An 18,367-nucleotide genomic window follows, 5' to 3' on the forward strand; every position below is an offset into this window, starting at 1 on the left:
GACCGAGGTGACTATTGACAATTATTATTAATAATGTCTATGCTTTTCAATATCCCACGAAAAATCGTTGTACAATCCTTGTACAGCCTAGCTTTGCAAAGCTAGTCTTGCTTCCAATTCGTGAAGCGTATGAATGGAAACCAACTTCGGATGGTGCTGGTTGGAGTTGTATCTTCCCCCCTTGCTTCCAATTCGTGAAGCGTATGAATGGAAACTGACATACCATCGATAGACTCACTCCATTCTGGCCACAATATTCGACTTGCTTCCAATTCGTGAAGCGTATGAATGGAAACAATGCAGTCTCAAGCAATGTATTCTCCTGCTATCTCGTAGCCTTGCTTCCAATTCGTGAAGCGTATGAATGGAAACTTATCAAACAACCACAGCCAACCTCCTTTGCGGTCGGTCCTTGCTTCCAATTCGTGAAGCGTATGAATGGAAACGTGGCCGTAACCCCAGACTGAAAAATTGCTTAGTAGCCACTCTCTTGCTTCCAATTCGTGAAGCGTATGAATGGAAACATGAAGGCAGGGACTTTACTGCCTATTAGCAAGAGGGAGACTTGCTTCCAATTCGTGAAGCGTATGAATGGAAACCACCACCGACGATAAGCCACCCGAGGGCACTCATCTTCTTAAGCCTTGCTTCCAATTCGTGAAGCGTATGAATGGAAACCAATAATTAGCTTCTTGCCACTCAAGCCAAGCATCTTCAATCTTGCTTCCAATTCGTGAAGCGTATGAATGGAAACACTTCGCTAACGCGGCTTCCGCCTCTTGAGGGGACATCGCCAACTTGCTTCCAATTCGTGAAGCGTATGAATGGAAACGGTTCGGTATCGTTGGAATCCAAGTCGATTTCGACGCGCTTGCTTCCAATTCGTGAAGCGTATGAATGGAAACACAAAGGGCCCCTATTAGGAGGGGGTAGATAATTCTTGCTTCCAATTCGTGAAGCGTATGAATGGAAACCGCTTCTTAACGGCAAAATCAAAATGTTTGCTGTACTTGCTTCCAATTCGTGAAGCGTATGAATGGAAACCCTTAAAAAGGTCTTCATCTGTTTTCCTATATAGGAACTTGCTTCCAATTCGTGAAGCGTATGAATGGAAATAATGTGTAGGGTTAATTCATGAATTAACCCTACAATTTTTTTAATTCCAATTAATTAAGCGTCTGAATAGAAACGATACTTAATTAATAAAAATCAATAAAAATAAAGATTGTTTAAGAAAAATTATTTAAAATTAACACAATAATTAGAAATTTAGTGATAGATATAAAAGTACAAAAGAGCCAATTAATCTAACAATCCTATTTTTTTAGCCAGAGATAAGTCTTTTCTAGGTCTTTTCAAGGCTGTTGAATATACCTCTTAAACAATCGAGTTTTCTATAGCTACCTAAGCAAAATTAATTACACATATCTAACCACCCCTTGCCTCTTGCCTCTTGCCTCTTGCCTCTTGCCTCTTGCCTCTTGCCTCTTGCCTCTTGCCTCTTGCCTCTTGCCTATCTTCACTAGGAAATTAATTTTGCACGACTACTTAGCTTTATGTCCAAATATATAGCCATCACCTTCTCCCCCGTCCAAAGCTTTATTGAAAAATCCCGCAAATTGAGGGACCTGTACGGAGCCTCTCAGATTCTCTCGGATCTGACCAGTACAATCGTCACCCACCGGCCCGAGCAGTACCACCTAATTAGCCCCGGACTCCTAAACTCCCAACAGGGAATGCCCAACCGTAACTCCCAACAGGGAATGCCCAACCGTGTTCTCCTGAAAATCGATAGCGAAATACAGTCCTCCTCCTCCGAGGAAATCATTGCGGAACTGCAACGAGCCTTTTTAAATCGTTGGAAAAATATTCTCGCAACCTGTAGAAAATGGGTCGAAAACGCCCTCGCGCCTTACTATCGATCCTCAGAATGGAATTGGCAAAAAAGCTGGAAAAAGTGGGAAAAACGCACCTGGGAATTTTTCTGGGGCATGGGGGACAATCTAGAGTCCGCCATGGTCGATCTAGAAAATCGTAAACTCGCCCGCAATTGGCAAGGGGTGAATTGGGTCGGGGAAAGCTCTAGTCTGTCCGGGACTGACGCGATCGCTTGGTACGGGATGGATCGGGAAAACCAAGATATGAAAACGCTTGACTGGAGCGAAGAAGACCGACATATCGCCCTATTCTACCGAAGATTAGCCTTCCTACTCGATGGAGTTAACGATCCTGACGGTCAACCCAAAGATAGACAACCGGAAGGCAAATACATCGATGGAAACGAAAGATTGAATATTCCCGAATTAACCAAACGGTTGATCACTCTCCCACATATCGCCCGCTCTCTAGGAGTTAAACTTCCCGAAGAACTTCGCCAGCGAGGATTTCGAGATCTGATCAGGAGACCGCAAGATAACCCCGCCTCAGTGGGACAAAAAACGGGCTGGTTCATGGGAGATGGCGATAAAGTGGGCGATTACCTGAAAAACCTCGGCTCAGACCAAAAAATCCGAGATTTCAGCAAGATTATGCGTCAGTGGGGACAAAAATTTCAGAGGGACTTTAACCAGACCGAACTCGGTAGAATAATTTACGCGGGAGGAGATGATTTTTTGGGCATCGTTTATAATAGCCAATTTCCCGATCCACAACTCGACTCGATCGAGATCGATCGAGTTTTTCACTGGCTACAAACCCTCGATCAACAGTGGAAAACTGGAAAAACTGAAGAAATCAATCAACGGGTGACTCTAAGTCTCGGCTTCGTTTGGGCAGCCCACAGCATTCCCCAGAGAGACGTTTTACAGCACTGTCGGGAAGCAGAACAGCGCTCGAAAAAACTAGGACGCGATCGCCTCACCATCCGCGTTTTATTTAACAACGGGCAATATGTTCAATGGACAACCAGATGGAAATACTTGAACACGCTAAACCACTATCGAGATCGGGACGGCGGGAAAAACTGGGGTCATATCTATAGCGACTTTGCCCGACTAAAAGCCCGTCACGCTTTCGGTCTGGGCTATCTCGATAACCCTAGAAGCCATTCCGATGGCGCAGACTCGAAAATCCTCGATAACCTCTCCACACTCCTACAGTTTTTCGATCTATACTTTAGCGGCTATAAAAAAATTTTAGAAGAAGAAGATGATCAGATCGTCTCCCTCCCAGAGGGCGCGCTATCGAAGGACTACGCTAGGGCGATCATTCGCTGGATAGACGAACTGATCGCGATCGGTTGGCATCTCTCGATCGGGGAAACGATCAAAAAATAATCCTAAATCCGAATCTATTGCCTATTGCCTATCCTAACCAAGAAATTAATTTTGCACGACTACTTAGGGTTTGCTGAATAAATCTAAAAACCTTGTTGGGTAAACCTTTTAGACTTTTTTTCCCTCAAAAAGTGCCAACCATTGGAGTGATCGGGGGTAAAATCCCTGAACTTTTTCCCTGAAAATTAGGTAATTGACCAGATGAAAATCCCTAAAACCCCACACCCCACACCCCACACCCTACACCCCACACCCCACACCCTGCCCCCAGGAAAACCTTTTTCAGCAGACCCTACTTATGTTTTCCCATCTCATCATCATTAAACCCCTCGGCATGATGTACGGCAGTTCCGGCGCGTTCCTCTCCCCAGAAAACCTTGTCGGACGTTCTGGCTCTAAATTTCCCCCCGATGCCGCCACCCTATCCGGACTATTTTTCAGCGCCAATAAAACGACCCATCAGTATAGCCATCGGGAATTAAGAGACAACCTCTTCATCGCTGGCCCCTTCTGGGCCAAAACCGATAGTCTTCGTAACGTCTATATCCCGATTCCCCGCACGAAAATAATCGCCACCGACAAATCCGACGAATGGCGAATCATAGCTGCACCCGATCGACAAGTCGTCTGGGACCGAGATTGCGATAATGACTCAATAGAACCCGAATTTTCCTGGATTTCTAGTGAAGATTGGACAGAATCGGCGCAATACATCGCCGACAACGGATTTGCGGAACTCTCACCGTGGGAATTTACCCCGATCCTACATCCCAAGCTAGAGATCGATCGACGCTGTACCGTCGAGAAGGACGGTCTGTTTTTAGAATACGCCGTGCAGATGAAGGAGGGAACCTGTTTGATCTATCTAGCCACCCATCCCCTCGATCCGGGATGGTATAAATTCGGCGGAGAAAATCATCTAGTCGAGATCGAGAGCGTTGAGATTAAACCCGATTGGGCCATCTATGAATTGCTGAGACAGCCAATCGAACAGGCCTTTGCGACGATTACTCCGGCCATCTGGGGATCGAAACGATTTTCCTCCCGAATTCCTGAACAACCCGATTTCCCCTCAGTTCAACTGCTGCTCACCGACAAACCCATCCCCTACCGTTACGGTTTAGGTGGACGCTTGGGACGGGGTAGGTATTCCGTTCCTTCGGGAAGCGTGTATGTGCTGGAAGAACCGATCGGGCGATCGTGGTGGGACTGGCCGGAAGACTGGTTTCCTAGAGAGGGGTTTCCCCTCAAACATATCGGCTGTGGACTATCTCTACCGCTCACAATAAAAGGATTGAATTGAATGTATCTAAAAGCCTACGGCATCATTGAAACCCTTGCCCCACTCCATCTGGGAGCCGCCGCCGGGGAAGAAAGCGGCAACCTTAACCTGATCTTTCGCGATCAGTTCACCCAAACGGGCATAATCCCCAGTAGTTCCCTACGCGGTCGTCTCCGCTCCGATATGTTAGCCCGTTTAACAAGCCAATACAAGAAGCAAGGGCAACCCCCGGAACAGGCCAAAACGAGCGCATTACAAGAAGTGGAACGCTGGTACGGCCGCGGTGCGGAAAAAAACCGACAGGAAAACTACGATTATGAATCGATTATCAAACCAGAACACGCCTCGATCGTCTGGCTGCCAGTTTTCTGCCCCGGACAACCGATCGTTTGGGTTAGTTGTCCGAGTTTACTGCGACGCTACCAACGCATTGCCGACGTCAAGGCAGACATCCCCCCCGAGTACACCGGCTCGCAAACTCTAAAAACCCGTTCCAAAAACAACTCTGACCCCGTACTTTTCTTCAACTTGGGGTTTATCACGGTGAGTTACCCAAATCGGGATCTAACACCCTGGTTTCCCCTCAAAAACCTGCCCGCCGTGGTGGTCGATGACAATGATATGGGTATGATCCACGATATGGCCCTCTATCGTCAGAGTCGCGTGCAGTTAGAAGAAGATCGGAAAGTGGCGGCTAATAAAGCGTTTTTTAATGTCGAGGCAATACCAGAAGGAACAGTCCTCGCTTTTCCCCTTGCCCTTAAACCGATCGATGATAACGTTTGGGACAACTGGAAACCACTGGAACAAGATAAAACGGGGGATATTTATCTAGGGGGACTCGAATCGGTCGGCTTCGGCCACTGCATGATGACCTTGAAAAACTTATCGAAAGTTTAACCGGAAACTGTTAAGTAGGTAGGCGTTAAAAATTATCAGATGCCCCCCTTATCAAGGGGGATCCCCCCGCCTATCGGCACCCCCCTTATCAAGGGGGGCAGGGGGGATCGGCACCCCCCTTATCAAGGGGGGCAGGGGGGATCGAACCTAAAATCCATTTTTAATTTAATTATAACCAGCTACTTAGGAGACGCGAAATGACATGGAATCCTTATAACCTCGATCGGGCTGCCCAGGAATTGGTCTTAAAATACCGAGACAGCGAGAAAGTGTTGAATGAATCCCACAAAATGAGAACCACCGTCGCCTACGGTTTAGAACGTTTTTGGGGTGAACACCTGAGATTGATCGACAAAAATGACGCTACTGATCGACAAAAAGGACGATACTGGCGAGATGTCTGGCAGAAATTCGTCGATATCTTAGAAGATGCGGGATTACGGGTTCCCCGTGGCAAGATTAATCCTCAAGATAAACCGGAAGCTCAAACCAAAGCTATCCAAGCGATCGCCAGAGAGTTCTGGAATCAAGAAACTTTTCCCCTAGAAGATCAGAGAATCGCTCTCTACGTCCTCACCCAACTTTGTGATAGCTTAGTCTGGTGGACGCAACGATACAAAAAACCTAGCTCTAATCCCCAAAATCCGAACATCGAGGAGGAAGAATAAAATGCCGGACTGGTCAGATGTACCCCTCCTCTATCAAGCACAGATCGAGGGAAGATGTCAACTACATAGACAAGAAAATAAACAAAAAGCGCAAGCCTACGATTGGGTCGATCAATGGACTAAACTTTATCATTCCACTGACGATAGTGGGGGTAAATCCCCACAACCCGATAACAGTAACCAATGGAGACGAAATTTATCTCCCGTCAACAGAAATAACTCCCCCGAACCACCGCAATTTAGCGAAGAAGCCAAGACGCGACCCTATACTATGACTTGGCGACTCGTCACCAATGGAGGTCAAGATGATGGCATTATCCGACCGGCTATCGGTGCGCGGGGCTATCCCTACTACCCCGGATCATCGATGAAAGGGGCTTTCCGTCGTGCCTGTGCCTGTACTACCGAACAAGCTTTCAGATATTGCGGCAAACCCTCCCAAGGCGATCAGGGTTCCGAACCAGGTATTCTGCGCTTTCTAGGAGGCTATCCTACGGATAATAACTGGACTCGAAACTTAGTCGATATCGCTCATCCCCAGCAGGAAAAACAAGTTATTCAAGACGGAAAAACTAACGCTAATGTACTATTATCTTTTCACGAGGTAACTCTCAACTTCGGGATTTCCAGTACCATTCCCCTCGACGAACAAGAATGGCGAACGATCTGGCAAATTTGGGAGAAAGCGATCGGCAATGGACTCGGTTCCAGAGTTAGCGCCGGATACGGTCGCTTTAAAGATGTACCCTCACCAGAAACCCTCTTACAAGTTCATCTCACAGGACAGGGAATCACCGCTACATTACTCGACAAAACCTCCGAATTCCGTCCCAATATGTTTAAAGCAGCCCTTCGAGGTCATACCCTACGTTTACTAGGAGGAATGACCGATGAAAAGACCGCTAAACACCTAACTCAAATCCTCTGGGGGGGTATCGACGGAGCCGCTACTCTGGGACAACTCGGCATCAGCTTCACCCACCATGATGATGATTTAAAATTTGGCGAGCATCCCTACACTCCCCCGGGTAAAAGCGAGCAAATTATGCCTCTATACAATCTCAAACGGGGAGCTTTACAAATTTCCTGTATGAATCGTCGCACTTCCCCAGAAAAGCGGCAAGAACTCGCGGAATTAGCCAAGGCAATAGTGCAATTTGCTCTTTTACTCGGGGGATTCGGCAAATCATGGCGAAGAGCGGATCACTGGCAGTTTTTCCGTCCCTATTTAGAAAAAGGCAATAAACCGATGATCGGGTGTCATTGGAAATTTATAGACTCTTCAGAATCTCTTTATCTTCCTATCACCGATTTACAACAAGATCTATCACGATTTATCGATCGCCTTCGGACACTATTCCAGAATTACGCCGCTAAACAAGGCTATACTATTCATCCCGATAATCCTGTACACTGTGATTGGCGAGAAGCTTGGTATCCTTACGATAATCAAGGTGGGGTGCAAGTCTGGGGAAGAATTGTCGAGGATCGGATTAAAGCTATCAAATGGTTCCATCAACCTTACGAGGGAACCCACACCCTGCGGAACTTACAAGGAAGCATCGGACGGGACTCGCAAACTGGAAGACTTTGGCATCGAATTTACCCTTATTATCACTTGAATTCTGAAGGTAAACTGCAACGACAGAAACCACCGATCGAACTATTGACTTTCTTTCCCGAAACAACCGATGGTAGCGCTCATTTTATCGCTTTTCTCAACGAGCGATCGGACTTTGTAAAAATTTGGTAATATTTGTCATATTTATCGGGTATGCTGAAAAAGTACGGGCGAAGCATTCGGATAGAAAATCTACAGTTTCACCGATAGGTTATTGCCAGAATGCTTCGCCCCTACAGGACGCGGGCCGATAAAGACGCAAGGTTTTGAACGACGATCAAAATCTTGCACCTGTGAGAGCAAAACAGAACCCTAAAACCCTTACCTCGTCCATATTGCCCATTTATTCAGCAAACCCTATTTATCGGGTAAAACCATGACTACTTGGATTATCACAACGGGAAACAGCGATATTCAATTAAATACCGATGCCAATTGGACGAGAGGGGAGCGATTATTTGAGAAGGCTAAAAACAACAAACCTCTCTGTAATTGCCAGGGAGAAGGTAAAGATTTTGCCAATCTTAAACGAGAAAACGATACTAAGTGTTTTCCCGTTGCCGCTAGAGTTTTGGGATTAGTTTATCAAGATCATGAACATTGTTATTCAGATTTAGTATTCCCTTTGCTTGATGTTTTAATTCAAGCATTTCAAGATCAAGAATTTCCCGATCGAGTTTATATCATCCTAACCGATCAAGAAAAGCTTTTTAAAACATCGGACATCAAAAATTCTTCCTGTCCTTTCTGGCAAGATACCTGTACCTTAAAACCGCTTTTTGAATGGTACTTCCAGACCAAACTTAAGCTAAAACCAGATTTTATCACTTTACAGCCTTCTGATAAGGATAAGGATAAGGATAAGGGGCTAGATCACTGGGATCAAGTGTTAACTCTTGTCACCAAAAAGTTAACAAAAATACAGCAAGATGATGTTTTTTACATCAGTCATCAAGCTAGTACCCCCGCTATTTCCTCGGCCGTTCAATTTGTCAGTATTGGTTACTTCTCTAACGTCAATTTCTTGATACTTAATCGATATTATGAAGAAAATGAGATTAAAACAAGCCCCGAAATTATTCCGAGTTCTAGCTATTGGAAACAATTACAAATACAGAAGGCTAAAAAATTAATCACAGATGGTTTTCCGGGATCGGCATTGGCATTATTAAAAGAGGTAGGATACGATAACTCAGAAAAAATTAAGGAGCTAGAAAGCTACATAGATCTTTTTAATATGAAAACCATAGATACTGGCGATGAATTCGAGCCGACACAAGCGATCAAGAGAGTTCGTAAAACCTTAGATTTAATCGAATATTTCTTGAAACAAGAAAACTATCTTCAAGCAATTATTCTATTATCTGCCGCTCAAGAAACGTTTTTAAAAGCTTCTATTTCACTCTATTTACAAAAACATATACCAGGAGGTTTTAAAGAATGGAACGAGAAAGGATTATCACTTAACTTAAAAGAAACAAAAATCCAGGAAGTGATTAAGCAACTTAAATTAGATAAAGCTGACAATCATAAATTTCAGAATTCTCATAAACTTTTTCCTTTACTCAAAGAATTTACGAAAACTGTAGATAATGATTATTGGCAATTATTAATTTGGTCATCCACAAGAGACAGAGATCATGAATTCGATCGCCGTAACCAACTAATGCACAATTTACGGGGAGTAAAAAAAGAAGAAATGATTCTTTATCTCACCAATCCCGAGGAATTAAGAAAGTATCTTGAAGACAAGGTTAGCTATTGCAATTCTCAAAGGATTAATCTAGATCAAAGCGTAGATGAGGTTTATAGAAACGAGATTAAAGATAAATTTATTTCTGCATTGAAAACCCTATGTGAATGGACGGAAAATGATTATATCCCTTTAGAGGATCATCTCGAAAAATTAGCCAAATCCCTATAAAAAATACGTTCCCCTAGTTTTTAGTTAAACTAGGGGATATTGATTACTTAGGGCTTGCTGAATAAATGTGAAATATAGACGAGGTAAGGGTTTTAGGGTTCTGTTTTGCTCTCACAGGTGCAAGATTTTGAGAGAATCGTGCTTCAAAACCTTGCGTCTTCATCGGCCCGCGTCCTGTAGGGGCGAAGCATTCGGACAATAACCTATCGGTGAAACCGTAGATTTTCTATCCGAATGCTTCGCCCGTACTTTTTCAGCAGACCCTACTTATTTTTCATCTTTTGGCTTTCTGTTGTTTATGCAGATTTCGATCGATCCCCAGACCAGAACGTTTAGCGCAGGTGCGATCGCATCGTGCGGTGCAACTACCGAGACTACATTACAGACAACTAACGCGGAAACCTTAATGGCGGCGATTTTGGTGATTTTCATTACTACGTCTCCATGCGTAGACAAAAATCAGGTCTTTTCGCAATGGATAATTGTAGTCATTTCTGCCACACCTTTAACTAATATAACACATCAGATCGCAATCTGTCCAAAAGAATTAGACTTTTGGCTTCAAATAAACAAGTCGGTTAGTCCAATCCTGCTTTCCTTGCAGTTCCCACAAGGCTAAAAGCGAACGGATCAAAAGACCGAAATTGCTAGGGGGAATAGACTCATAATCGATAAAAATAACGCCGCTATGACTTTTCCAAGCTTCTCCCCATTCCCACAAAAGCGGGGGAATACTGTTCTGGTCGTAGGTTACTAGAGTTAATCGGGCTTCAGCCGCCGCTTTTAAGACGATTTCATCCGAATAGCCCAAATATCTACCTTTTTGCCAAGTTATTAGGGGAAAAATCGAGATTTCTGGACGTTTATAACTAATTTGTTCGGCAACCGTCGGAGAAATATGTTCATCCAATAAAAAAGATAGCATTTTAGCTATTCCCCGCTCAAATCAGCAGAAACCGTCATTGTTTCCAATTGCGGTAAGAGCCGCTTTATCGTCGTTTCATTCATCGCTTGAGCATCGGAAATCGCAGTTTGGACTTCGGACCGATAGGCTTCGGCATAGAGCAGGGCAGAGCGTACCCATTCCAGGGGTCGATGAAAATGTGCCGCCGTTTTTTCTTCATCTAGTCCGTAGCTTTGAGCGATTTGAATTACTTCCCACAGAGCCAAACTGGAGTTTTTTAGGTAGGGCTGCCGCCCCAAAGGAGAATGGCGAAATTCAATATAGGGGAACTCGCTTTCTCGGAGGGATTCCTCGATTAAAATCGCGCCGGTTTCGCTAGGGGTTTTTCCTAATCGGCGGGCTAACCTTTTCAGTCTTTCTGCTGTGTGGTCGGGCAGTCTGGTGCTAACAACTTGGGACATCAATTTTTTTAACTTTTAATTACACTGTAAACAGTGTAACTCAACTCATTCTGCCAATGCCATTAAAGAATTGACCGTTCACCGAAAAATTAGGACTAATACTAAATCCGTTGAGTACAGGCTAGTTATGAGGAGATGCAAAAGGGGGAATAAATAATCAGTTTTTAATAACCAGATTTAGTATAAGGTAGTGGCGCGGAGAAAAACCTTTTCTTTGAGTATTACCATAAGATAAATTTATATTGTTGTGACAATCTATAAGCATCTGAGGGGGTAAGACAATCGCTAAAATCCTTATTCTCTCCTTGACCCCCTCGGATGCCCTTCTACTTGTTTTGCCTATTGCCTATCCTGATATGTAGCCTATAATCAACGGATTTAGTATGACTAACTGGTTGAGAGGTTAAACCATCTCAAAAGCTGAGAGCAAACATCTTGATCTGTATTTTCTCAACCAGTCAAATCAAGCAAAAATCCTAATAATAATTACCGACTTTGCGATGGTGAACAGCCGTTAAACTATCAGGTTTAGAAACGCGACCATCGGTGACTTTATTGTAAACAATCCAGTGGTCAGCACATTCCATGCGACTAACAACCTCACATTCTAAATAAGCGAGAGCATCGGCTAAAATTGGGGAACCATTATTAGCGGTGCGAGTATTGACTCCTGCAAAACGATCTTCCCCTGGTCCGAAACGTTTTAAAAAGTGTTTCATCAGGGTTTGATAATTGCCTTCTTCCAGAATATTTAAAATGAATTGATCCCCCACTTGCAGTAAAGACTCGATCGCCCGATCTTTGGCCACAGCAACGGTAAAACCGGGAGGATCAAAACTTGCTTGCGTCACCCAAGAAGCAACCATTGCACCGCTTCTGTCTCCTTTCTTGGTGGTAATAATATATAGACCACCGCTAATCCGTCCGATGGCTTTATCGAGGTCAGTATCGAGGGATTTTCTTTGTTTAACTTTTACCTCTTGGGTTAATAGTTGTCCCATATCTGTCCCCGCTTCTTCACAGCGTTGATAGAGACTCTCGTTAGGAGTTTCTGCGCTACGAATGGGATCAAAAGCTTTGGTTAAACCAACTTCACGAAACTTATTAAATAGAGGTAAAATTGATTCATCATCATCCCCTTTAGATTCAAACATTCCGAGGTATTGTTTGGGGTTAACCGAGGCGAGAATTGTGCCTAGATTACCCGTAATTTCTTGGGCATTAATACCAGAAACGGGGGGAGTACCGATGACGATTCCCACCGCAGAAGAAGCTAATTCTTTTACCTCTTGGGGATCGGCGGATTTCAGGTCTAAAGTTTCCACAGCCAAACCAGTTTTAGTAATACCTTTTGCAATCGATTGACAGAGGCGATCACTATAACCATAATCGGAAATATAGAAAACAGCGACGGTTTTTTCTGCCTTAGTTTGTGCTTGACTCCAATCACGATAACGGGTCAATAATTCAGTAACATTATGTTTTAATACTGGTCCGTGACCATTAGCCACGAGATTAATATTACCTAGGGGTTCCATCCGTTTCATCGCCGCTAGTACCGAGCGAGCATTAGGAGCCATTAAACATTCATAATAGAAGCGATAATCTGGTTCAATAGCACTTAATTGCTCATCGTAAAGATCATCGGAACAGTAGTGCATTCCAAAAGCATCACAGGTAAATAAAATTCCCGAACCGTGATCGTAGGTAAAGATAGTATCGGGCCAGTGTAAGTTAGGAGCATTAACAAATTCGAGAATGTGACCATTGCCTAGGTCTAACTGATCGCCATTTTTGACCAGTTGACGTTGAAAGGGATGATGAACTAAATTCTCTAAAAACTGAATTGCTACCTTCGACCCAACGACGGTAATATTGGGAGCGAGTTGTAGCAGATCTTTGACTAAACCACTGTGATCAGGTTCAGTATGACTGATAATTAAATAATCGATTTCTTGGGGGTTAATTAATCCGTTGAGACTATCAAAATATAGTTGACGGAATTTTTCGTGAGAGGTATCCACAAGGGCGATTTTTTCCCCACGAATCAGATAGGAGTTATAAGTCGTACCGTTTTGTAATCCGAATTCAATATCGAAGCGATCGCGATCCCAATCGAGGGAACGAATAGCGGTGGTGTCTGCGGTGAGATCGGCCACCTGCAGGGTGAGACGTTTTGTTTTGACTGGTGTAGCAACCATCGAACCCCTCCTTATTGTTAAGTTTTTTATACTTTGTCTCTATTGTGCCACGAGGAAATAAGGTATGGGGATTTATTTTCCCATAATTACTAATAACAGTTATCTTAATGGTCAGGGTGCATCTCACATTTGCAGGAATACCGACAATCAGCAATTATCAGTGACTCTTAGATGATGACAAATGTATCAGCAGCTGCCTGTAAGCATCCCACCGAAAAGCTAATGCGCTCCAGGGTTTCGGGGGTTCTACCCCCCAAAGGCTGGGATTGAGTGATAGAATCGGAAGTAATGCCCGATTTTAGCCGAGAGTTTCCCCGTAAAAATCCCAACTTGGTAGATTTACAAAAATGAGATGCAGCCTGGGCAATGCCCACCCTACTACTATTTATTGAATTTTAACATTTAATTTATAGGTGGCATTGCCGCGAGTTCCACCTACAATTATTTCATAATTTCCAGTAGCAGGTAATTTTAAACTAGATTGGGTAGCTTCTGTTTTCAATATTTCCCCATTCGGTGCAATCACATCAAATACGGCATTATTTTCTAACGATGTAATTTTCAGCTCCATTCTCTGTCCTCGATTTGCTCTTAAGAGATAAATATTTCGACTCCCTCGCACAACCGATTGATTGACGGTGGCACTATTAGTTCCGGGTGCAAACCGGATTTGAGCAACTAAACAAGGTTGTCTTTGATAAACCAATCGTCCCGTATTCAAAGAATCTGAAGTTAACGTCCAGATTTCTTGAGTTTTTTGGGTGTCTAACTCAATTGTTGTCCTGATATTTAAGTTTAACTGATTCCCCTTTCTTGTTCCTTGTAAGGTTTGATTATAGGAAGTATAATAAGATTCTTGTTCGTTCTGAATCGTAGCTTCTACCCGACCCGTGACTTGATTTCCCTGAATATAAATCCTCGCCGTAGAATCCAGATCATCATTAGCAACCGAAAAACAATAACCTTGAATCGAAGAGCCACTGGGAGCTTGAACAACTTGTAGGGGGAAATGATTGGCCATCCCCGGGGTAACATTCAGTAAACTGGCAAAAATGACTACACATTCTAATAATTTCATCATCATCAGGACTATTCAAAATTTTCACTAATGGTAAACTAATTATCGCCCCAGCCGCCATACCTGCAATTCCCCGTTGATAAAAAGCCATAACCTCTAATGAAACCGAGCAAAAATGAGGGGGAAGCAGAAGAAGTAAAAAGACGGCTACATAATCTAATAATGGTAAAAACGGCTAACTATGCAGCCCGTTGGCTGTATCGTCCTCTCAAGGAGAAACTAAGATAAACTAAACCCCCAGATCAATAAAAACCCCTAAGCTGTACTAAATTTAAACTGCCTATGGGAATTTTTAGTACAAATGCTCAAACTTTCTCTCCCTTCGGCTCTTCTGGTTTCTGTGTGGAAACGAGGTCTATACTGATGGTTTCTTCGTCAAAATAGCCCTAAAAGTTTTGCCCGATAAGCATTTCACAATTCCATAAGCAAAAATTATCACACAAAGTCGAGAAGAGCCTCCCTTCTCCCTTGCAGTCTTAACGAGCAATTCAGATGGTCAACAGCTTAGGAGGATTTGCTAGAGATTTTTACTGATCAGAGAAAGGTTAGAACTTGTCGTAAAGTGAAAGAGAGAACTATTTTGGTTATCTAGATCACCGACGGTCAAAATTCCCTTAACTGAATCGGGGATGCGCGGAGATTGTAACAAAAATTATCGATTTCTTGACAAAAAACACCGATCATGCTATCAACCGAACCTAAAATCAGCAATTCCGGACAAAAATATTTAGCCTATCAAGATTGTCTATCCCCAAATCAAACCCTGTTACCCCTGACAGCCAAGGTTAATAACCGCGATTGTCTAGAAATCGGTGGTTGCGATGTGACCACCCTAGTGGAACGTTTCGGTTCACCCTTGTATATTGTCGATGAAGTCACCCTCCGCACTGCCTGTCGTCAATACCTGCAAGGTTTCCAGACTTATTATCCCGGAGAATCTAGGGTAATTTATGCCTCGAAAGCGTGGAATTGCCTGGCCGTATCGGCCGTGGTCGCTAGGGAGGGATTAGGTTTCGATGTGGTGTCGGCCGGAGAAATTCACACGGTGTTAACCGCTTTAGACCAGATCAATAAAACCGATGTGCCGATATACTTTCATGGTAATAACAAATCGATCGCCGAGTTAGAATATGCGATCGAGCATAACTGCATTATTATTGTTGATAACTGGCTAGAGTTAGAAAATCTGGTTAAATTAGGCGAAAATCGTCCTGATACCCCTATTCCGATCCTATTGCGGTTAACCCCCGGCATCGAGTGCCACACCCACGAATATATTCGCACCGGTCACTTAGACAGTAAATTTGGTTTTGACCCTCATCAAATCGAAGCGGTATTTGACTATGTTTTAGATCATCCGCAGCTGAATTGTCTGGGTTTACACGCTCACATCGGTTCCCAGATTTTTGAACGTCAACCCCACCAAGACCTAGCCGCTGTCTTAGCAGACTGGTTTAAATTAGGTTTAGAACGAGGTTTACCCCTAGAGCAATTAAACGTCGGGGGTGGTTTAGGGATTCGCTACCTGGAAAGTGATGACCCCCCAAGTATCGAGGAATGGGTGCAAGCAGTGTCCTTAGCAGTGGCTAAAGCTTGTCAGGAAAGAGGTATCGCTTATCCCCTGCTTATTGCCGAACCGGGACGCTCTTTGATTGCCACCGCTTGCGTAACGGCCTATACAGTGGGTAATCGCAAAGAAATCCCCGAAATCCGCACCTATATCGCCGTCGATGGCGGAATGTCCGATAATCCCCGACCGATTACCTATCAATCGGTTTACCGGGCCGTTGTCGCCAATAAAATGAGTCAAGAATGTCAGGAATTGGTGACAATAGCTGGAAAACATTGTGAATCTGGCGATATTCTAATTAAGGATATTGCGCTACCGAAAACCAACCCGGGGGATATTTTAGTGGTTTTAGCCACGGGGGCCTATAACTACAGTATGGCTTCTAATTACAACCGCTTACCCCGTCCAGCGGCGGTAATTGTCCAAAACGGAGAAGCTAATCTGATCCTTGAACGGGAAAATCTGGCGGATCTGCTGCGTCAAGACCGCTTACCCAATCGACTCTCCTTGATATAAACCTCATCGCTATCGTCCCCCCATGTCGGGTTTTTTTCTAGACCCTCGCCGGTTATTGTCCTGGATTCTCAGCCATGGTCTGTCAGTCCTAGACTTTGGGTTAGTTCTCCTCCTTACCTATATGCTGCTGCTAATTATCGGCGAGCGGCGTACCTTTTGGATGGTGCGAGGACTAATCTATTTAATGCTGGCCTCGGTAATTAGCGATGCCCTAGGATTGCGCTTGCTAGGGTTAGTCCTAGAAAAATTGATTTTGGGGGCAGCAGTGGCGATTGCTGTGATTTTTCAGTCGGAATTCCGCCGTTTTTTAGAATTATTGGGCAAAGGTCAAGTGTGGGAATTATTTAAAAAAAGTTCCCCCACTCCCAAGACCGATAATGTCATTGATGAGTTAGTGGACGCGGTGAAGGATCTATCTCAAAATCGCACCGGTGCGCTGATGGTATTAGAAACCAGTGGCAATCTCGACACCAAGGTGTTTGTCAATCCGGGGGTGACGCTCAATGGCCAAGTATCTAAGGAATTAATTCAAACTATTTTTCAAACTAAAACTTTACTGCACGATGGAGCCGTATTTATTCGGGGCGATCGAGTGGTGGCCGCTGGTGTTATTCTACCCCTATCGGAGCGCAGTACCTCTAGGCAATTAGGCACCCGTCATCGGGCAGCCATGGGCATTACCGAAAGGCTAGATAATTGTTTATGTATTGTGGTTTCTGAGGAAACTGGCTCGATTTCCCTCGCGTCGGGGGGTAATTTGGATCGGCCTTTAACCAGTAGTAAACTAAAAGAGCTTCTCGAAGCGAAGTTTTCTCCGTCGGGAGAGGGGGAAGTGGTCGCACCCAGTTGGGGACGTTTAGGGCGTACAATTGGCTTAAAAGGTCGTCTAATCTTAGAAAAATTCTCCCGTTCGCCCAGCGCAACCCCCAAAGATAGAAAATGACTGTTAAACCGAGCTTATCACCAGAATTACCCACGGATTTAGATAAAAACCGTTTGCCTCAGCACGTCGCAGTGATTATGGATGGGAACGGTCGTTGGGCGAAAAGTCGTGGTTTACCGCGGATTATGGGCCATCAACGGGGAGTGGATGCACTAAAAGACTTGCTGCGCTGTTGTCGTGACTGGGGGATTCCCGCTTTAACTGCTTATGCTTTTTCGACGGAAAATTGGGGTCGTCCCCTAGAAGAAGTAGAGTTTTTAATGACTCTATTCGAGCGGGTTTTGCGGCGGGAATTAGAAGAAATGATGCAGGAAAATGTTAAAATTCGCTTTATTGGTAATTTATCAGCCTTGCCAGAGTCTTTAAGACGGGAAATTGTTAAATCTCAAGCAGAAACTAGCAAAAATTCCGGTATTCAATTTACGGTGGCTACTAATTATGGCGGCCGAGAGGAAATTGTGCAAGCTTGTCAGGCAATCGCTCGTCAGGTGCAACAGGGTTTAATCTCCCCGGAAGCGATCGATGAATCTCTCTTTGAACAGTATCTTTATACTGCCGGGATTCCTAACCCAGACCTGTTAATTCGCAGTAGTGGGGAAATGCGAATTAGTAATTTTTTACTCTGGCAAATGGCCTACGCGGAAATCTACGTTACCGACACCCTCTGGCCCGATTTCGATCGAGTGCAATTTCACCGCGCTTTAAAAGATTATCAGGGTCGTCATCGTCGTTTTGGCAAATTATAGGGTCTGCATCCCAAATTTAGCGAAATAGCCACTGTGGAGCAGTTAAAGGACAATTTTTGATTTTTCACTTTTTATCTTAAACTCCCTGGGGCAACGGTTAATACTCAATCCGTTAAGTAGGGCTTGCTGAATAAATATAAAAACCTTGTTGGATAAGGCTTTTAGACTTTTTTTCCCTCAAAAAGTGCCGACCATTGGAGGGATCGGGGGTAGAATTCAGGTACTTTTTCCCTGAAAATTAGGTAACTGACTACCTCAAAATCGGTAAAACCCTACAC

General features: G+C 44.1%; 16 protein-coding genes and 1 CRISPR repeat array. Of the genes, 11 read left to right on the forward strand and 5 right to left on the reverse strand.

What is annotated here, in order from left to right; genetic code table 11:
- The first annotated feature begins 106 nt into the window (after positions 1 to 106).
- Positions 107 to 1,116: direct repeats of the CRISPR family, unit length 35 nt; unit sequence CTTGCTTCCAATTCGTGAAGCGTATGAATGGAAAC.
- A gap of 440 nt (positions 1,117 to 1,556) precedes the next feature.
- The 7 genes from IM485_RS13425 (at position 1,557) to IM485_RS13455 (ending at position 9,670) form a co-directional block, all read left to right on the forward strand.
- Positions 1,557 to 3,275 (forward strand): Cas10/Cmr2 second palm domain-containing protein, encoded by a 1,719-nt coding sequence (locus IM485_RS13425; protein ID WP_287743678.1) that lies wholly within the window; start codon positions 1,557 to 1,559, stop codon positions 3,273 to 3,275.
- A gap of 201 nt (positions 3,276 to 3,476) precedes the next feature.
- Complete coding sequence (locus IM485_RS13430) at positions 3,477 to 3,599, forward strand: hypothetical protein (RefSeq protein WP_287743699.1); 123 nt, start codon at positions 3,477 to 3,479, stop codon at positions 3,597 to 3,599.
- Positions 3,574 to 4,578, forward strand: a complete 1,005-nt coding sequence (locus IM485_RS13435) for a CRISPR-associated protein (protein ID WP_287743680.1) — start codon at positions 3,574 to 3,576, stop codon at positions 4,576 to 4,578. The genes IM485_RS13430 and IM485_RS13435 overlap by 26 nt, the downstream gene beginning before the upstream one ends.
- Positions 4,579 to 5,457, forward strand: a complete 879-nt coding sequence (locus tag IM485_RS13440) for an RAMP superfamily CRISPR-associated protein (RefSeq protein WP_287743682.1) — start codon at positions 4,579 to 4,581, stop codon at positions 5,455 to 5,457. It begins immediately after the preceding gene.
- 197 nt (positions 5,458 to 5,654) lie between these two features.
- The gene (locus IM485_RS13445) at positions 5,655 to 6,125 is read left to right on the forward strand and encodes a hypothetical protein (RefSeq protein WP_110580682.1); all 471 of its coding nucleotides are present in this window, start codon (positions 5,655 to 5,657) and stop codon (positions 6,123 to 6,125) included.
- A 1-nt stretch (position 6,126) separates the two neighbouring features.
- Positions 6,127 to 7,878, forward strand: coding sequence for an RAMP superfamily protein (locus IM485_RS13450; RefSeq protein WP_287743687.1), 1,752 nt, complete (start codon positions 6,127 to 6,129; stop codon positions 7,876 to 7,878).
- A 244-nt stretch (positions 7,879 to 8,122) separates the two neighbouring features.
- Positions 8,123 to 9,670, forward strand: coding sequence for a hypothetical protein (locus IM485_RS13455; RefSeq protein WP_287743689.1), 1,548 nt, complete (start codon positions 8,123 to 8,125; stop codon positions 9,668 to 9,670).
- A 267-nt stretch (positions 9,671 to 9,937) separates the two neighbouring features.
- Here IM485_RS13455 and IM485_RS13460 read toward each other — a convergent pair whose 3' ends face one another.
- The 5 genes from IM485_RS13460 to IM485_RS13480 form a co-directional block, all read right to left on the reverse strand.
- Entirely contained in the window at positions 9,938 to 10,102 is a 165-nt protein-coding gene (locus IM485_RS13460; protein WP_170863675.1) for a hypothetical protein, read from the reverse strand.
- Positions 10,103 to 10,217: 115 nt separating this feature from the next.
- Positions 10,218 to 10,595: a DUF5615 family PIN-like protein gene (locus IM485_RS13465; RefSeq protein WP_002774995.1), complete on the reverse strand. Its 378-nt coding sequence runs from the start codon at positions 10,593 to 10,595 to the stop codon at positions 10,218 to 10,220.
- 5 nt (positions 10,596 to 10,600) lie between these two features.
- Positions 10,601 to 11,035 carry a ribbon-helix-helix domain-containing protein gene (locus IM485_RS13470; RefSeq protein WP_002774994.1) on the reverse strand — a complete coding sequence of 145 codons (435 nt, stop codon included), beginning with the start codon at positions 11,033 to 11,035 and terminating at the stop codon, positions 10,601 to 10,603.
- Between the two features lie 476 nt (positions 11,036 to 11,511).
- Positions 11,512 to 13,236 carry a diflavin flavoprotein gene (locus IM485_RS13475; RefSeq protein ID WP_287743693.1) on the reverse strand — a complete coding sequence of 575 codons (1,725 nt, stop codon included), beginning with the start codon at positions 13,234 to 13,236 and terminating at the stop codon, positions 11,512 to 11,514.
- A 385-nt stretch (positions 13,237 to 13,621) separates the two neighbouring features.
- Positions 13,622 to 14,320: a hypothetical protein gene (locus IM485_RS13480; protein WP_194013712.1), complete on the reverse strand. Its 699-nt coding sequence runs from the start codon at positions 14,318 to 14,320 to the stop codon at positions 13,622 to 13,624.
- A 93-nt stretch (positions 14,321 to 14,413) separates the two neighbouring features.
- Here IM485_RS13480 and IM485_RS13485 point away from each other — a divergent pair, with 93 nt between their 5' ends.
- The 4 genes from IM485_RS13485 (at position 14,414) to uppS (ending at position 18,089) form a co-directional block, all read left to right on the forward strand.
- Positions 14,414 to 14,542, forward strand: coding sequence for a hypothetical protein (locus IM485_RS13485; protein ID WP_265577982.1), 129 nt, complete (start codon positions 14,414 to 14,416; stop codon positions 14,540 to 14,542).
- A 454-nt stretch (positions 14,543 to 14,996) separates the two neighbouring features.
- On the forward strand, positions 14,997 to 16,400 hold the full coding sequence (gene lysA, locus IM485_RS13490) for a diaminopimelate decarboxylase (protein WP_287743697.1): 1,404 nt from the start codon (positions 14,997 to 14,999) through the stop codon (positions 16,398 to 16,400).
- A gap of 22 nt (positions 16,401 to 16,422) precedes the next feature.
- Positions 16,423 to 17,343: a diadenylate cyclase CdaA gene (cdaA, locus tag IM485_RS13495; RefSeq protein WP_002801364.1), complete on the forward strand. Its 921-nt coding sequence runs from the start codon at positions 16,423 to 16,425 to the stop codon at positions 17,341 to 17,343.
- Positions 17,340 to 18,089: a polyprenyl diphosphate synthase gene (gene uppS, locus IM485_RS13500; protein WP_104397610.1), complete on the forward strand. Its 750-nt coding sequence runs from the start codon at positions 17,340 to 17,342 to the stop codon at positions 18,087 to 18,089. The genes cdaA and uppS overlap by 4 nt, the downstream gene beginning before the upstream one ends.
- Positions 18,090 to 18,367: the final 278 nt, after the last annotated feature.

Source organism: Microcystis sp. M169S2, assembly GCF_020245865.1.
Taxonomy (GTDB): Bacteria; Cyanobacteriota; Cyanobacteriia; order Cyanobacteriales; family Microcystaceae; genus Microcystis; species Microcystis ichthyoblabe_A.